Below are 15,279 nucleotides of genomic sequence, written 5' to 3'. Positions count from 1 at the left end.
TGGAGTACATCAATGACAACAAATACAGGACAGTTTGCATTTCTTAAAGGTAGTTCGTATGAGATTGGACATCAACAAGCGCGAGAATTTCAAAAAAACCCTTTTGCGAAATCTCTATTCTTTACGGAAAAATTAGCTTCGGACAAAGCTTATTTTCAAATGAAAGCACAAATAGAGCAGTATTGCCCAAGTTTAAATAAAGAATTGGAAGGCTTTGCAGAAGGCTTTGGCTATAAGCCCGAGCAACTACATTTTTATCAAAATGCGTGGTTAATTCCTGGAGGATGTAGTTTAGGGGCTATTTTGCCTGGAAAAATGGCGGATGGTAAAACATATGTCATAAGAAATTATGATTTATCGCCCTCTATTTCAGATATGTGTTTATGTACGACAGTCGTCGAAGGGAAATATACTCATACAGGATTTTCTGTTTCTACATTCGGTCGAAGCGAAGGCTTAAATGAGAAAGGGCTATGTGTTGCGTATGCATCGTGTGGTATGCCCATTGGCAAATATCCTGGTATGAGACCACCAGTAGTACCTGGGTTTCAGTTTATGGTTATTGTCAGAGCTCTATTAGAAAATTGTAAAAATGTAGAAGAAGCTATTTATATGGTAAACAATATGCCAGTAGGAACGAATATGAATTTACTGATAGCTGATGCAAATGGCGACGCAGCATTGATTGGAACATATGACGGAATAAAAGAAGTGAAACGTGCAGAACTAGATTATCTTATTGCCACTAATCATGGTCTATTTTCTTCAATACAAAAAATGGAGCCTGGTAAGCTCGAACATTCTCAATTAAGATATGATATTTTAGAGGGAAAATTGAAGGAAAGTGGCAAAAGATCTGTTAATGAAATCCAAGAGCTTCTTTTTACAGAGTTCCCTAAAGGATTATCCGTCCATAATTACAACGAAAGCTTTGGAACCGTGCATTCAATTATGTTTAACCTTACTGACTTACAACTGGAATTTTCATTTGGCTCACCATTACAAAATCAGGTAAACAAGATAGAAGTCGGAGACAACTTGGCAAAAACACAAATACCTGTTGAATTTACTAATAATAGCTATGGAACGGAATTTTGGAAAATAATAAAATCCTAACTAACAAAAAGACCTCCCACCGTGAGAGGTCTTTTTGCTGTACCCGAAAGGTAAGGCATATTGTGTCCAACTGAAATAGCACTTGCCAATTACACACTTATTTAATAACTTAATTCGTACGTTACTACTTCGATAAATTTATCTCGATCATGTGATTCAAAAATAGTAATCCCTTTATCTCTAGAAAGTTGTAGTAACTTTTGAATATTAGCTTCATCTTTCTCCATAAAGGCTTTTTTTACATATTTTAAATCTTGCAAGATATGATGAATAAATGTATCTCCTTCTCTTTTTATATCTATAGCAATAAAGTCGAAAGATAATTTTGTTTTAGGTGGAGTAATAATTGTATCAAACAAATAGTTTAAAGCTTTAAAGGGGACATAAGGGATCCCTTTTTTATATTCATATTTCTCTATAATAGGTAAAACCTTATCAATAAATTTTTGTATTGTATCAATATTGTAAAGCTTTGTATCTTCTAAATTATTCCTCTTAATAATTTGTTGTATTTTTTCATATTGCTTTTGTTCTAGCAGTTCTTTCATATATAACAGTTCTTTTTTGAATTTTGATCGTTCTTTTTTACTTAATTGTCGATGTTCAATAACAGCGTATTCGATTAGCTCCCATCCTATTTTTAAACCAAAATGAGGTTCTAAAAAATACTTAAGTTCTTCAAAATCGCGCACTTAGGTAACTCCTTTTAAGTTAGTATTATTAATCTTGTAGGGAAAATAAGATAAAAATTTCTTGCCTTAACCGCTCATCAAACATCTTGTGTCAGAGCCATATTAAGATAATATTCCTTTTCCTTTACTTAATTCCCAATAATTATGTATTTTACATAAAAAAATAATTTTATAGAAATATATAATTTTATTTCATTTTTAAAAAAAATAAAATGAACCTTTTCCATTTGCCGTTTGTATAGTCATTGAACATAGAGATAAGGAGGGATTATTTTGGAGCTTATAGTGAAGGATATTGTGAAAAAATATAATGGTGTGAACGTTTTGGATGGTGTGTCGGCCACATTTGAAATGGGGTATTGTTATTTATTATTAGGTCAAAATGGAGCGGGTAAATCTACATTATCAAAATGTATAGCTGGAGATGTAAAACCTGATGCAGGTACTATTGTATTCAATGAAGCGTCTCAACATGTACAAGAACAAGTTGCGCTACAGTACCAATTTTTTTCGAGTTATCAGCATCTGAAAATTCGTGAAGTGATCACTCTTTTTACTAAATTGACGAACAATAAAGTTGATTTGGGAGAGCTATATGAAATATTAGGGTTACCGACTTATGACCACATCTTATTGAAAAATGCGTCAGGCGGTCAGAGAAAAGCAGTATCGATTTTCCTTTCATTTTTATTAAATAAACCAATTATCATTTTAGATGAGCCATTTGCTGATTTAGATTTAACGAAGAAAAAGCAATTGATGTTTTACTTACAAGGTGAAATTCGTCAACGTAACAAAATGATTATTATTATTAGCCATGAGGTAGCAGGATTAGAATCTTTATTTGATTATGTAGTGATTTTAAAAGACGGAAAACTCATTGAAAATAGCACACAGGATGAACTTTATAGAAAATACGCAGAGGCGAAATTGCCGGGAATCGAAGGTCTCTACTATGAAGTGACAGGCCAAATTTTAGGAGGAAGAGCAGGATGATGAAGCAAATTGCACGCATGTATATGTTAGAAAATATTCGTAGCCTAGGAATGACTATTGGGAATTTGTTACCAGCTTATATCTTTTTAGGAATATCATTTTTTGCTAAAAGCGCGATGACTGAAGAATCATTTGATTTTTTGATTAAAGGTCAGTTTTTACCGATTTCTATAATAATGTTAATCTTCTTCTTTTGTTTTTCCAGTGCTACAATCTATTTAACAGATATGAAAGCCAATAAAACCCTCCAATGGGTGCAGCGTACAGGCATTAAGCCACACACTTACTTTATAGGGATGGGAATCGGTGTTTTTACTTTATTAAATCTATTCTTAGTGTTGCTACTCATTGGCTACTCTTTTATTATTGATATTTCATTATCTTCATTTTTGCTAATTATTTTAATGAGTAACTTTGTGTTACTGGCATTATATCCATTGAGTTTTATATTGGCCGGTCTATTTAAAAATGAAAAAGTGGCAACAAGTATGTTGCAACCGATTATGTTGATATTTATGTTTTCAATACAAATGTCAACGATGTTTTTAACATTAGCGAAAAAAAACCCCCAGGATTATTTTATTTTCTTAATCTGGAATCCGATGCTATATTTATTTGATAGCTTGCAAGTGTCTTTAAATTTAATAGGCGAAACTTGGCTTCCGCAATATCAGTATTTTATGATTTTAACAATTCTTAGCTTGGTGCTAGCAGCTATCGCTAAGAAAGTATATACCAGTAAGTAGGTGATTTTATGGGAATTGGATTTATTGTATCTTTAATTGCAAATGTAGTTTTGACTATTATTATTTTGGGAATTACAATCCCGATGGATAAAAAATATGTTGTACGCGAAAATAGAAAAATTAATTATAAAAAAACAACAATTTATTTACGTTGGAATGTATTTGATACTTTAACGCTCGTTTTAGCCATTTATACAATACTTTGTGTGCAGGCAGTTTTCATACTTTTGACTTCCTCTCAAACAATCGAAAATCCATATTTGCAGTTTTTTGCAAATCAATCGTCAACATGGGTCATTGTAATAGTTGGATACTTAGTTTCACGTCTTTCTATGACATTAAAGTCCATTAAGGCTCATTGGGGGGATGAGCAAGATGATGAGTAATGAAGAGTGGATGGAGGCCTATAAAAACGGCGATGTCGAGGGCTTTGAACAGCTCTATAGTCGTTTGTATGAGCCATTATACTGCTTTTTATTTCGCTATACTCGAGAAGATCAGCTAAGCATAGATATTGTGCAAGATACCTTTGAGCGTTTACAATATATAAAAGAAGATTTTGATGAGCAAAAGGGTACAGTGAAAGCATTTTTATTTCAAATCGCCTATCGCTTAATGATTAATAAATTGAATCGGCGCAAAAAATGGCGTACGCTGTTCCCGTTTTTAGTACCGACGTCCAGTCATCGAATGTCTGCTGACGAGAAATTAACGATACAAGAAGCGATTCTTCAATTACCCGAAAAGCAACGGGCTGTTATTTTGCTTGTCTATTATCATGATTTACCGCAGGAGGAAATTGCACAAATTTTGTCCATTCCCCTTGGTACAGTTAAATCAAGGCTACATAATGCGATAAAGACTTTAAAGGAAGAGCTAAAGGAGGATTTCGATGCTTAAGGATGAATTTCAAAAGGAACAATGGTTAAAAGACAACTTAGATCAAGATAAAGTGGAGATACCTAAGCAGCTAATGACATACAAGAAAAGTCGCTGGCAACGTTTTCTTCAATATTTAGCTTCACCAACGAAGGATCCGTTAGAGCCAATATGTACATCTTCAGTCGGCTATACCTCTTTAAAAATAGTGCCCATTGTTGTGGCTGTATTTATAACAATTCTCCAAATTTTATTGCAATAATTTTTATCAACTAATCAATTATGCCTTGGCATAATTGCGTCCGGAATCGGCTTTGTGCTTAGGCCTGCACGAGGGCCGACACGATGTCGGTCATTTCGGTAGTGCCACAGGACGTGGCGTTAATTACCGATGCAGGTCAGTTAGCCGTTATCGCATGGATGCGATGATTTTAGGCTAACATCCCCTAAGAACTCCTTTCTGATTTCGTGACATCTGCCGGAGGCAAACTTCTTTCATTTAGATGTATGGACACCCGCTGAAAAGTAAATGAAACACGCATTCATCTCACCGCTTATAGAGGTGGGAGACTTCTGTAGCTGACGTTTTACTTTTACTACCAAAACATTTGCTGAAAAAAGTTAAATTTCTCACTGCCACAATCATTCGGTTGTGGTATTTTTAATGAATAAAATACTATTTATTGCCCATTTTTAGGAAATGTTTAGATTAATTTGGAGGTTGGTGCTTTGAGGGTTTTGAAAAAATTTCCACGACCAAACGCGATAAAAGGTCAGCTACATCGAGCGCTTTTATGGATTACTTTTATTATTGGTCTATGTATTTTTATTCCAACGCTTTACATTGAATATCGGCAAACTATTCAGCATCAGAATGAAGAGATGACGCATTATTTGGATGCTCAAACATATTTTTTTGAAAGCTGGTTATCAGAACGATCCAGTGATATACATACAATAGCTAATTTAGATTTTGTAAAGAATTATAATTATGAAAAATCGCAAGCTTTTTTTCTAGATTTTAAAGAAAAAACAGATTTTACAGACTTAATATTCGTTAATAGAGAAGGCATCGTACAATTTGATACAGTTACTAAATATAGTACAACTGGTGTTGGTGTTGGAATGGATGTAAAGAATCGTAAGTATTTTCAGGTTGCTACAAAAACGAAACAACCATATATAACAGATATTTTAATTAGTAAAGTTACGAAGAAGCCTATTCTTGTATTTGCTTCACCGATTCTAAATGCACAACAACAATTCAATGGTGTAGTTTTTGGTGCAGTAAATTTAGACACAATCGATCAACTGCTACATGAATCAAGAGTTGGCTTTTTAGGAAAAGCTTATATAATAGATCAGAAAGGTACTATGCTCACCGAATTTAATAATAAACAGCACCGGACTTCTAGCAAATATTTAGTGGATGAGCATATCTTGAACGCAGCTAAAAAAAATACAATAAGTGACCTAGAGCTTTATAAAGATGCGAATAATAAGCGAGTTCTTGCTAAAAGTAAGCCTATAAATGAAGGAAAATGGTTTATCATCTCAGAAATAGGTCTGTTTGAGGCGTATCAGCCATTAATCATTAGAATTTTATTGATAACCTTATGTTTAGTTGTAGGTTCGTTTTTTACGATTAAAATGATGTTACATCTTTCTAAAAAAATTGAAGAACCAATCCAACAGCTTCTTACAGGCGTTAGAAAAGTAGAACAAGGATTTTATGATTATCAAATAGATGAACAACAGCTGGCACCTTATGCACATGAATTTCAGGAGCTCTGTTCGTCCTTCAACGAAATGAGTGCTAAGGTGAAAACAGATACTATCTTACTGAAAGAATTATCAGTTACTTGTCAGTTGACGAAGCTGTATAATCGCCGTTATTTGATTGAACATGGGGAGCTTGTTTTTCAAAAATGTTTAGAGGAACAAAATCATTGTTCATGTATAGCGATTGATATTGATTTTTTCAAAAAGGTCAATGATACATATGGGCATTTAATCGGTGATGAAGTTCTAAAACACGTCGCAAATATCATTACAAATTCTGTGCGAGGAATCGACATTATTACAAGATATGGGGGAGAGGAGTTTGTCATTTTATCTCCAAATACTACGTTAGAGAGCGCAGTAAAGATAGCGGAAAGAGTTCGAAAGCATGTTGAACATCATCCTTATTATGCGGACGATGTTGAGATCAATGTGACAGTGAGTATTGGCATCGCAGGGTACGGTCATTCTAAAAACATTTCAACATTTTATGAGTTACTTGACAAGGCGGATCAAGCACTTTATATTGCAAAGGAAAGCGGTCGAAACCAACTGAGAGTATGTGATTATACTGGTAAAGTTGATTCAAACCAGATGCTTTAGAAGACTAAATTTGGAAAGTGGTATTTACATGAAGGAAATTATACTAAGTAAATTAAAAGAAATTGAAAAAGAGTATCAAGTGAAAATTTTATATGCAGTAGAATCAGGTAGTCGTGCTTGGGGATTTCCTTCCAAGGATAGCGATTATGATGTTCGTTTCATATATATTCATTAACCTCAGTGGTATCTTTCAATTGACCCTCAAGGAATTGGTGCTAAGAGGGATGTTATAGAATTACCTATTAATGATTTGTTGGATATTAGTGGATGGGAAATAACAAAGGCATTAAGGCTATTTCGCAAAAGTAATCCACCTCTATTAGAATGGTTACGAAGCAATATTGTGTATGACCAACAATATTCATTTATTGACAATGTACTATTACTGGAAAGTGAAGTTTTTTATCCGAATGCAAGTTTATATCACTATTTAAACATGGCTAAAAACAATTATCGAGAGTATTTACAGGGATCAGAAGTGAAAATAAAAAAATATTTCTATGTCCTCAGACCAGTTTTAGCATGTAAATGGATAGAGAAAAACAATACGGTTCCACCAATTGATTTTCAGGAATTGTTAAATGCAATTATTTCTGAAGGTCCTTTAAAAGCCGAAATTGAGCAACTTTTGCAGAGGAAAATGGCTGGTGACGAACTAAATATGGAGCCACGTATTGAAAGTATTAATGAGTATTTAGATAAAGAAATAGAACATATTGAGACATACTGTAAGAGTCTTCACGTTAAAGTCGATGATCCTACACAAAAATTAGATGTGTTATTTAGAAGTACATTGCAAGAAGTGTGGGGATAGAAAACTGAATAATTTTAAATCGCAAGGTCATACTAAAAAAGGTTTCACTTATGAAATCTAATATTGATGAGGAGGATGGCGCGAATGAGTAGGTTCGAACATTTAGACCCAAAATCTCAAAAAATCCACCGCAACTGGTCAAGGATTAAGCATTCAAAATCTCAAGTAAATGGTGAAACGGAGATTACTCTCCATAACCGTATCTTGAGAAGTGAAGCAAAAGCCCGACAGTTTTAATCATGCTAGAAAAGTAAGTGTCATCAAGCCCAGAACATATTCTGGGTTTTTTTGTTTGTTGTTTACGGGGTTTTTCATTCTTGTTTTGATAAAATGAATATATGAAAAATAAATACAATTTTAGGAGGGGAAAGTAAATGAGCAGCGTAGAAAAACTAAAAAAGGGATTAAAGGAATTTGGCCTAGAGCATAAAACGGAGGAATTATTACCTCTCGCAAAGGAATCCATTCGAATGATGGTAAATCAAATACCTGAAGAAAAAATACAGATTGGCGTCTCCAAAGTTGGTGGCTGTCCGGATGTACCATCTGATTTCTCATGGCCACATATAAACGACAATAGAGCGTTGTATTTTCTTTGCCAACTAAATCTAGTAGAAATCAAGCCTTATGATACAAACAGCTTATTACCTGTGGATGGTGTGCTATCCTTTTTCTATGATGCTGTCGAGCAACCTTGGGGATACGATCCGAAAGATTATGATGGCTTTAAAGTTTTCTATTTCTCTCAAGAGACTAGTAGCCTGAATAGAATGGAAATTCCTGTATCATTACTCGAGCATGGTAACATCGACAGCGCGGCGCTACAATTTAAGAATGAATTGACACTTCCATCATGGGATTCGCCATACTCGATGTATTTAGAAGAGATATTAAGTGAAGAAGAAGCTGATAAATACAGAGATTTTGAATATGAGTGGATGGAGGAAGGTGATTTGTCTATGGCTACTCACCGGATAGACGGATATCCAGATGCGATTCAAGGTGATATGTATTTAGAATGCCAACTGGTGACAAATGGTTTATATTGTGGAGACTCAACAGGATATAGCGATCCTTTACGAAAGGAATTAGAGGAAGGCGCAACTGATTGGCGATTATTACTCCAATTTGATACGGAGGATGATCTAGGGCTTATGTGGGGCGATAGTGGCAGATTGTACTTCTGGATACGTGAGGAAGATTGTAAAAATAAACAATTCGATAAAGCATGGGTTGTTTTACAGTGCTTTTAAAGGAGACTGATGGAATGCGTGATATTACATTTATTCAAAACTATTTAACGAATCTTGATGATGAACTATTAGAGGAACACGTTTTTTGGATTGACTGGTGTGAAGACAATGCTGATATTGTCCATTATAGCGAGAAACTATTACACACAGGGAAGCTAACGTATGAGCATGTTGTAAACAATGAGAGAGGTGTTGATTTATATATTATCTATGGTGATAAAAAATCCCTTGTGGTGATGGAGACGGATGATAGCTGTGATCCAACTATCATTGCCTTAAACGAGATTTTACAGCCTGATTATGAAATACGCATGTGGATGGAATCAATAGGCTCAGATACACTAGGCTTTATTTTCCTAACGCCTGATGAATGGTCAGCCCTTGAACAGCAATTCGGATTAGAAAACGTAAAAGAGTATTTTATGAGTATTACGGCTGATACAAAAATATTCCGACTTACCTATGATGATGTCGAGCAGCTATTGTAGAATTTATTTTAATGTATAAAATGGTTCGCAAATAATAAATTTTTGCTTTTGATAAGAGGAAGGAGCATGCAAATTACATGAAAAAATATAATTTTACACAAGAATTGGCCAATCAAATCAATAATTATCAATCGATAGATGCTTTTTATACGAAAATCATGAAAACGGTGGAGCCTGCTAATATTGGCTTCATTTATATAGAACCTGGTGGTGTTGTTGGGATGCACGAGGCGCCCGTAACACAGTTATTTATTGTAATTCAAGGCGAAGGATGGGTTTGTGGTGAGGACCAAGAGAAAATAATTTTAAAGGCTGGGGAAGGTGTTCTTTGGCAAACAGAAGAGGCACATGAATCTGGGAGTCAATCAGGCTTGACAGCACTTGTCATCCAATCCGAGCCAATCCATCTTGCATAGATTACATATAAAATGTTTTAACGGAGTAAGTTTTAACTCCGTTGCACTAAGCAGTAAGAGTTAAGCAAAGTTTAACTGTTTTCAAGAAGTGTCCATCAAATAACTCGTCAAATTCCTCTATTTTTTTTAAAGCCCTTAACCTCGTAAAAGTTCATACCAATCGTATTTTCCTTTTCTACACATACTAAAAGGGATGTTAAATCTGGAAGCATTTTGATCCCTTCCTGTAATAGAGCTGTACCAATTCCTTTGCCCTGAGTTTCAGGAAGCAAATATATTGAGAACAGTTCTGCCTCTCCATTTACAACATTTGAAAAATTGGCAAAGCCTACAATCGTTTCTCCAATTATAGCAACTAAGAATAAACTTTTTTCCAAACGACCTTGCAATCGGTCTCTACTATAAGCGGCTTGTAAAAAACGATCTTGAACCTCATGAGGGATAATTCCTTCATATGTTTGGTGCCAACTCTTTTTGGCAATTTCTTGCACAGAAATGATGTCATTCTTTTGCATATGTCGTATAATAATTGAACTCAATACTTTTTCACCTACAATTCCAATTTTTCTATTTATTGTAACGTAAATCACGAGAAGGGGGATGACTTCATGCAAGTTATTGAAAAAGCATTTGGCTATATTACGAGAGAGCATGAGGGTCAGTTACAAGTGCTAGTATTTGAGCAAAATATAGCAGGAGCAGGGATTCAAATTCCGAAAGGCACGGTAGAGGAAGGGGAAACACCGCTAGAAGCAGTAACACGGGAGATGTTTGAGGAGACGGGGTTAAACTATTTAGTAGTGAAGGGGTTAATTGCCCAAGATTATTTTAATCATCATTCAGGGGTATTACAAAAGCGCTATTTTTATCATTTAACGGCAAATGAAAAAAGAGATTCATGGAGGCATTGTCCGACAGGTGTAAACGAGGCAGACTTAGAATTTTCATTTTACTGGATATCAGATGAACAAGAAGTAACACTAGCAAAGGGACATGGAGATTATTTATATCGAGTACTAGCTCGTGTGAACAATTGAATCATCTAGAAGGTCCATAATAAATAAAACGCGTTTCCGAATTTAGGAAACGCGTTTGTTCTATTATATTGTCTTTGCGGCAACCTCTAATGCTTGAGCGAAATCTGCAATCAGATCGTCAACATGCTCAAGCCCTACTGAGAAACGTAATAAACCATCAGTAATACCGCGTTTTGCGCGTTCCTCAGGCTCCATTGCTGCATGACTCATTTTAGCAGGGTAGGATAAAATCGATTCTACGCCACCTAGAGAGACAGCGAACACTGGAATTTTCATCGCTTCTACAAGTACTTTTGCGGCTTCATAGTTTGGTAGGCGGAAGGATAATACTGCACCTGTACTAGTTGACTGATTTTGATGAATTTCATAACCAGGATGTGATGCAAGCCCAGGGTAGTATACTTGCTCGACAAGTGCATTTGTGTCTAAAAACTCCGCAATCTTTTGTGCCGATTGAGTAGATCGACTAAAACGCACATCTGTTGTTTTCATGTTTTGCAATAAAGTAAAGCAGTCCTGTACACCTAATATATTGCCGAATGAATTTTGGATAAAGTAAAGATCCTGACCGATCTTTTCATCAGCAGTGACTGTTAATCCTGCAATAATATCGGAATGCCCAGATAAAAACTTTGTAGCACTATGAATAACAACGTCAACACCTAGTTCAAGTGGACGTTGGTGTAAAGGTGTCATAAAGGTATTGTCTAAAAACGTTAAGCAGTTATGCTGCTTGGCAAGTGTTACTACTCCACGAATATCTGTGATGCCAAGTGTTGGATTCGACGGTGTTTCCATATAGAGTAGCTTTGTAGCTGGTGTAATGGCTGCTTCTATCGCCGCTAAATCTGTGAAGTCGACGAAAGTATGTGAAATACCGAAGCGTGGTAAGACTTTTGAGACGAAGCGGTATGTTCCTCCATAAACATCCTCTGTAATGACTATATGATCACCCTGTGATAATAGCATTAATGCTGCAGATACTGCGGCAATTCCAGAAGAATATGCATGAGCTCTGACCCCACCTTCAAGCTCTGCTACTGCTTTTTCTAATGCATCCCGCGTAGGGTTGCCAGAACGTGCATAATCATATTCGCCGAATTCATCGATACGCTCCTGATGGAAAGTAGATGATAAATACATAGGTACATTGACTGCACCTTTTTTATTTTCATAACCGTCACGAACACCTGCGTGAATTAAGCTTGTTTCAATATGCTGTTTCATCATTAAGCCTCTTTTCTAAGGGTATCGAATACTTGTTTTAAATCCGCAATTAAATCTTCAGCTTCTTCAACGCCAATAGAGAAGCGGAGTAATCGGTCACAAACACCACGTTCAATGCGCTCTTCATAAGGCATATCCGCATGTGTTTGAGTAGCAGGATATGTAATAAAACTTTCAACACCACCAAGACTTTCAGCGAATGTAATTAATTTCAAGTTTCGAAGGAATGGATCTATCCACTCGGCCTTTTTCAAACGGAATGAAAGCATACCACCTTTTCCTGTGTAGAGCACGTCTGTTACAAGCTCTTCTTCTTCTAAATAGACAGCAATTGCTTTTGCGTTTGCATCGTGTTGCTTTAATCGAAGATGCAATGTTTTTAATCCACGAATAAGTAACCAGGAATCCATCGGACCTAATACCATACCGCTACCATTGTGAATAAAGCCAATGCGTTCTGCTAATTCAGCGCCCTTAGCGACAACTAAACCAGCTAACACATCATTATGACCGCCAATATATTTAGTTGCTGAATGAATGACAATGTCTGCACCTAATTCGATTGGACGTTGGAAATAAGGTGTATAGAACGTGTTATCGACAATTAACCATGCCCCATGCTTGTGAGCTAATTCCGCATATAATTGCAAATCAAATTCCTGCATAAGCGGATTTGTCGGCGTTTCAATAAATAGGGCACGCGTATTGTCGGTGATTAATGCTTCTACCTGTTCAACCGATTCGAATTTTGAGTAGACAGGCTTAATATTATATGTTTCTTCAAAGAAATTAAAAAGTCGATATGTACCACCATATAAATCATCAGGCACCACTAATTCATCACCAGGCTTAAACAATGATAAAACTAATTGAATCGCCGCCATACCAGAGCTACAGGCAAAGCCCATATCTCCGCCCTCTAAATCCGCAATTCCGGCTTCTAATAGGGCACGAGTTGGATTTTTTGTTCGTGTGTAATCAAAACCAGTGGATTCACCGATACCTGTATGTTTGTAAGCTGTCGATAAATGGATTGGTGGGTTAACAGCACCTGTTAACGGATCACTTAAATTGCCAAGTTGTACAAGTTTTGTTTCAATACTTCTGCTGTTTGTCATGTCGTCACTCTTTTCTTCATCATAATAATGGGGAGTCAAAATATCTAAAAGATTAGAACTTCTTGTCCCAATATTCTCAATAATAGTTACCAATTTAACATGTATACTAAAGAAGAACAAGATGATTTCAGAAAATTAGAGAGATTATTTAAATTTAATCATCTAGGAATAGTAGGAGATAAGTGAGGGAGGAAAATAAAATGAAAAAATGGTTAGTGATAGGTGGGACAGGAATGCTAAAGGATGTTTCTTTATGGCTTATACAGCAAGGTAATCATGTAACCGTTATCGGGAGACAACAAAAGAAAATGCAAAATTTGATAGATGAAAATAAAAATGGTTCGAAATTGTCAGCTATATTAGTTGATTATACGAATTACAATCGCTTTAAATTGGCCTTAACAGAGTCTCAGTAAAATAATGGATCTTTTGATTGTATTATTGCTTGGATTCATGGCTCTGATAAAAGAGTGTGGGAGTCACTTTTAGAAGCAATTCCTACTACAAAAAATAAGATTTTATACCATATAAAAGGCAGTAGCCCTTTCATAAAAAATGACGGTATAAAAAGTTATTTACCTTCTAATATGGTTTATCGAGAAGTGAGACTTGGATTTGTCATAGAAAAGAACAACTCTTCAAGATGGCTAACAAATAGTGAAATTGCAAAAGGAATTATTGATGCAATAAAACAAGAAATACCGGAAAAACATGTGGGCGTATTTGAACCATGGAATTTGCGTCCATAAATAAATCTATTCAATAAAAAAGAATCTGCCCATTACCTCGGCTTATCCGTGGTAATGGGCAGATTCTTTTTTGAATATGGTTTAAGCTTGTTCTTTTTTTAATAAATCTCGAATTTCTTTTAGAAGCTCTTCTTTAGAATCTAATTCTGGTGCTGGCTCTTCCACAACAGCCTCTTCTTTTTTGCGAGATAGTTTGGTCATAATTCGTAATGCCATGAAAATTGCAAAGGCGATAATTAAAAAGTCAAGAATCGACTGTAAGAATACGCCTAACTGAATTTGAGCTTCACCTGAACCATACTTAAAGCTTTTTGTTAAATCAATACCACCAGTTAAGATACCGACTAATGGCATAATGATATTTTCAACTAAGGAGGTAACAATTTTACCGAAAGCACCACCGATTACTACTGCCACTGCTAGATCGACAATATTGCCTTTCATAGCAAACTCTTTAAAGTCTTTCCACAAAACAAATTCCTCCCTATAATTATCCATAAAATTAATCGAATTATATTTTACTATATTTTTCCCTATCTTTTCAACTACTAAAATAGTGGTAAATATATTCGGAAAAATCTACTACATATAACGGTAATTTTGGTAAAATAGAAATAGTATTAGAGAGATTAGGTGTGACATATGGCGAATAAAAAGAAGAAAAAACAACCGAAGCTATCGCCTTCCGTTCAATTAGGCATGATAGCTTTACTAATACCAATTGCGATAACTGTTTGTGTTTTCGCCTTTTTTGCATGGAAGGAGCTACAAACATTAACTATATTTGAAAAATTAGCAAAGCAAAAAGAACTAGAAGAAATTCAACAAAATTTCGATATGAACATTCCTGAGAAATATATTCCCATCTATGTAGCAGCGGAAGAGAAATACGGTGTGCCTTGGACGTTGCTGGCCGCCCATCATAGAATTGAAACACGCTTCTCTACTATGAAATCGCTCGTTTCATCAGCTGGTGCAGAAGGGCATTTGCAATTTATGCCTTGTACATTTGTCGGCTGGAAACATTCATCCTGCTCGGGGTTAGGGAAAGGGGATATTTCGAAGTCTGAATTAATGAATCCAGAAATCATTCAAAAATATGGTGGATACGGAGTAGATGCAAATGGAGATGGTATAGCAGATCCTTATGATATTGAGGACGCTATATTTAGTGCCGCGAATTATTTATCGAAAAATGGTGCAGCAGATGGTCATATTCAGCAGGCGGTCTATACATACAATCACAGTGAGGAATATGTTGATAAGGTGTTACATTATTTCAATTTGTATAATGATTATCATGATGAGCTTAAAGAAGTAGTCCTATATAAAGAAAAGTAACTGCTCGTATATAATGGCTTTA

General features: G+C 35.4%; 19 protein-coding genes and 2 pseudogenes. 16 read left to right on the top strand and 5 right to left on the bottom strand.

What is annotated here, in order from left to right; genetic code table 11:
- Positions 1-12: 12 nt before the first annotated feature.
- On the top strand, positions 13-1,116 hold the full coding sequence (locus tag ACQKN4_RS11660) for a C45 family autoproteolytic acyltransferase/hydolase (protein ID WP_427483734.1): 1,104 nt from the start codon (positions 13-15) through the stop codon (positions 1,114-1,116).
- A 101-nt stretch (positions 1,117-1,217) separates the two neighbouring features.
- Here ACQKN4_RS11660 and ACQKN4_RS11655 read toward each other — a convergent pair whose 3' ends face one another.
- Entirely contained in the window at positions 1,218-1,808 is a 591-nt protein-coding gene (locus ACQKN4_RS11655; protein WP_427483733.1) for a hypothetical protein, read from the bottom strand.
- Positions 1,809-2,081: 273 nt separating this feature from the next.
- On the opposite strand from ACQKN4_RS11655, the gene ACQKN4_RS11650 reads away from it, so the two are divergent.
- The 11 genes and pseudogenes from ACQKN4_RS11650 (at position 2,082) to ACQKN4_RS11600 (ending at position 9,785) form a co-directional block, all read left to right on the top strand.
- Positions 2,082-2,804 carry an ABC transporter ATP-binding protein gene (locus ACQKN4_RS11650; protein WP_079562049.1) on the top strand — a complete coding sequence of 241 codons (723 nt, stop codon included), beginning with the start codon at positions 2,082-2,084 and terminating at the stop codon, positions 2,802-2,804.
- Positions 2,801-3,550, top strand: coding sequence for an ABC transporter permease (locus ACQKN4_RS11645; protein ID WP_079562050.1), 750 nt, complete (start codon positions 2,801-2,803; stop codon positions 3,548-3,550). Before ACQKN4_RS11650 ends, ACQKN4_RS11645 begins: the two co-directional genes overlap by 4 nt.
- Before the next feature lie 8 nt (positions 3,551-3,558).
- Positions 3,559-3,936: a group-specific protein gene (locus ACQKN4_RS11640; protein ID WP_079562051.1), complete on the top strand. Its 378-nt coding sequence runs from the start codon at positions 3,559-3,561 to the stop codon at positions 3,934-3,936.
- Complete coding sequence (locus ACQKN4_RS11635; RefSeq protein ID WP_079562052.1) at positions 3,917-4,450, top strand: RNA polymerase sigma factor; 534 nt, start codon at positions 3,917-3,919, stop codon at positions 4,448-4,450. The genes ACQKN4_RS11640 and ACQKN4_RS11635 overlap by 20 nt, the downstream gene beginning before the upstream one ends.
- Positions 4,443-4,691: a hypothetical protein gene (locus ACQKN4_RS11630; RefSeq protein WP_079562053.1), complete on the top strand. Its 249-nt coding sequence runs from the start codon at positions 4,443-4,445 to the stop codon at positions 4,689-4,691. The genes ACQKN4_RS11635 and ACQKN4_RS11630 overlap by 8 nt, the downstream gene beginning before the upstream one ends.
- A 476-nt stretch (positions 4,692-5,167) precedes the next feature.
- Positions 5,168-6,814 (top strand): sensor domain-containing diguanylate cyclase, encoded by a 1,647-nt coding sequence (locus tag ACQKN4_RS11625; RefSeq protein ID WP_427483732.1) that lies wholly within the window; start codon positions 5,168-5,170, stop codon positions 6,812-6,814.
- A gap of 28 nt (positions 6,815-6,842) precedes the next feature.
- Positions 6,843-7,628 (top strand): annotated as a pseudogene (locus ACQKN4_RS11620) (nucleotidyltransferase domain-containing protein).
- A gap of 84 nt (positions 7,629-7,712) precedes the next feature.
- A complete protein-coding gene (locus ACQKN4_RS11615) occupies positions 7,713-7,865 on the top strand; it encodes a YpzG family protein (RefSeq protein WP_068984661.1) in 153 nt (50 codons plus the stop codon).
- 137 nt (positions 7,866-8,002) lie between these two features.
- Entirely contained in the window at positions 8,003-8,881 is an 879-nt protein-coding gene (locus ACQKN4_RS11610; RefSeq protein ID WP_079562056.1) for a YwqG family protein, read from the top strand.
- A gap of 14 nt (positions 8,882-8,895) precedes the next feature.
- Positions 8,896-9,369, top strand: coding sequence for a hypothetical protein (locus ACQKN4_RS11605; RefSeq protein ID WP_427483731.1), 474 nt, complete (start codon positions 8,896-8,898; stop codon positions 9,367-9,369).
- Between the two features lie 77 nt (positions 9,370-9,446).
- On the top strand, positions 9,447-9,785 hold the full coding sequence (locus ACQKN4_RS11600) for a cupin domain-containing protein (RefSeq protein ID WP_427483730.1): 339 nt from the start codon (positions 9,447-9,449) through the stop codon (positions 9,783-9,785).
- Between the two features lie 46 nt (positions 9,786-9,831).
- Here the strand turns inward: ACQKN4_RS11600 and ACQKN4_RS11595 are convergent.
- Positions 9,832-10,300: pseudogene (locus tag ACQKN4_RS11595) on the bottom strand (N-acetyltransferase family protein).
- 93 nt (positions 10,301-10,393) lie between these two features.
- On the opposite strand from ACQKN4_RS11595, the gene ACQKN4_RS11590 reads away from it, so the two are divergent.
- Positions 10,394-10,822, top strand: coding sequence for an NUDIX hydrolase (locus ACQKN4_RS11590; protein WP_079562059.1), 429 nt, complete (start codon positions 10,394-10,396; stop codon positions 10,820-10,822).
- Positions 10,823-10,885: 63 nt separating this feature from the next.
- Here ACQKN4_RS11590 and ACQKN4_RS11585 read toward each other — a convergent pair whose 3' ends face one another.
- Together ACQKN4_RS11585 and ACQKN4_RS11580 are read right to left on the bottom strand one after the other, a co-directional pair.
- Positions 10,886-12,049, bottom strand: coding sequence for an aminotransferase class I/II-fold pyridoxal phosphate-dependent enzyme (locus ACQKN4_RS11585; protein ID WP_079562060.1), 1,164 nt, complete (start codon positions 12,047-12,049; stop codon positions 10,886-10,888).
- 2 nt (positions 12,050-12,051) lie between these two features.
- Complete coding sequence (locus ACQKN4_RS11580) at positions 12,052-13,167, bottom strand: methionine biosynthesis PLP-dependent protein (RefSeq protein ID WP_427483827.1); 1,116 nt, start codon at positions 13,165-13,167, stop codon at positions 12,052-12,054.
- A gap of 200 nt (positions 13,168-13,367) precedes the next feature.
- On the opposite strand from ACQKN4_RS11580, the gene ACQKN4_RS11575 reads away from it, so the two are divergent.
- Positions 13,368-13,583, top strand: a complete 216-nt coding sequence (locus ACQKN4_RS11575; protein ID WP_079562062.1) for a hypothetical protein — start codon at positions 13,368-13,370, stop codon at positions 13,581-13,583.
- Positions 13,584-13,754: 171 nt separating this feature from the next.
- A complete protein-coding gene (locus tag ACQKN4_RS11570) occupies positions 13,755-13,916 on the top strand; it encodes a hypothetical protein (protein ID WP_427483729.1) in 162 nt (53 codons plus the stop codon).
- A gap of 81 nt (positions 13,917-13,997) precedes the next feature.
- Here the strand turns inward: ACQKN4_RS11570 and mscL are convergent, their stop codons facing one another.
- Entirely contained in the window at positions 13,998-14,387 is a 390-nt protein-coding gene (mscL, locus tag ACQKN4_RS11565) for a large conductance mechanosensitive channel protein MscL (protein WP_079562063.1), read from the bottom strand.
- 171 nt (positions 14,388-14,558) lie between these two features.
- Here mscL and ACQKN4_RS11560 point away from each other — a divergent pair, with 171 nt between their 5' ends.
- Positions 14,559-15,257, top strand: coding sequence for a lytic transglycosylase domain-containing protein (locus ACQKN4_RS11560; RefSeq protein WP_427483728.1), 699 nt, complete (start codon positions 14,559-14,561; stop codon positions 15,255-15,257).
- Positions 15,258-15,279 lie beyond the last annotated feature (22 nt).

This window comes from Lysinibacillus sp. NPDC093692 (assembly GCF_050280125.1).
In the GTDB taxonomy this organism is placed as follows: domain Bacteria; phylum Bacillota; class Bacilli; order Bacillales_A; family Planococcaceae; genus Lysinibacillus.
Note: the sequence above shows the minus strand (reverse complement) of the source record. Positions and strands in the feature narration are given on the sequence as shown.

What these genes read in the sequence shown, in the direction of transcription:
- ACQKN4_RS11660 (WP_427483734.1), top strand. Translation starts at nt 13, where the DNA reads ATGACAACAAATACAGGACAGTTTGCATTTCTTAAAGGTAGTTCGTAT.
- ACQKN4_RS11645 (WP_079562050.1), top strand. Translation starts at nt 2,801, where the DNA reads ATGATGAAGCAAATTGCACGCATGTATATGTTAGAAAATATTCGTAGC.
- ACQKN4_RS11640 (WP_079562051.1), top strand. Translation starts at nt 3,559, where the DNA reads ATGGGAATTGGATTTATTGTATCTTTAATTGCAAATGTAGTTTTGACT.
- ACQKN4_RS11635 (WP_079562052.1), top strand. Translation starts at nt 3,917, where the DNA reads ATGAGCAAGATGATGAGTAATGAAGAGTGGATGGAGGCCTATAAAAAC.
- ACQKN4_RS11630 (WP_079562053.1), top strand. Translation starts at nt 4,443, where the DNA reads ATGCTTAAGGATGAATTTCAAAAGGAACAATGGTTAAAAGACAACTTA.
- ACQKN4_RS11615 (WP_068984661.1), top strand. Translation starts at nt 7,713, where the DNA reads ATGAGTAGGTTCGAACATTTAGACCCAAAATCTCAAAAAATCCACCGC.
- ACQKN4_RS11610 (WP_079562056.1), top strand. Translation starts at nt 8,003, where the DNA reads ATGAGCAGCGTAGAAAAACTAAAAAAGGGATTAAAGGAATTTGGCCTA.
- ACQKN4_RS11605 (WP_427483731.1), top strand. Translation starts at nt 8,896, where the DNA reads ATGCGTGATATTACATTTATTCAAAACTATTTAACGAATCTTGATGAT.
- ACQKN4_RS11600 (WP_427483730.1), top strand. Translation starts at nt 9,447, where the DNA reads ATGAAAAAATATAATTTTACACAAGAATTGGCCAATCAAATCAATAAT.
- ACQKN4_RS11590 (WP_079562059.1), top strand. Translation starts at nt 10,394, where the DNA reads ATGCAAGTTATTGAAAAAGCATTTGGCTATATTACGAGAGAGCATGAG.
- ACQKN4_RS11585 (WP_079562060.1), bottom strand. Translation starts at nt 12,049, where the DNA reads ATGAAACAGCATATTGAAACAAGCTTAATTCACGCAGGTGTTCGTGAC.
- ACQKN4_RS11580 (WP_427483827.1), bottom strand. Translation starts at nt 13,167, where the DNA reads ATGACAAACAGCAGAAGTATTGAAACAAAACTTGTACAACTTGGCAAT.
- ACQKN4_RS11575 (WP_079562062.1), top strand. Translation starts at nt 13,368, where the DNA reads ATGAAAAAATGGTTAGTGATAGGTGGGACAGGAATGCTAAAGGATGTT.
- ACQKN4_RS11570 (WP_427483729.1), top strand. Translation starts at nt 13,755, where the DNA reads ATGGTTTATCGAGAAGTGAGACTTGGATTTGTCATAGAAAAGAACAAC.
- ACQKN4_RS11560 (WP_427483728.1), top strand. Translation starts at nt 14,559, where the DNA reads ATGGCGAATAAAAAGAAGAAAAAACAACCGAAGCTATCGCCTTCCGTT.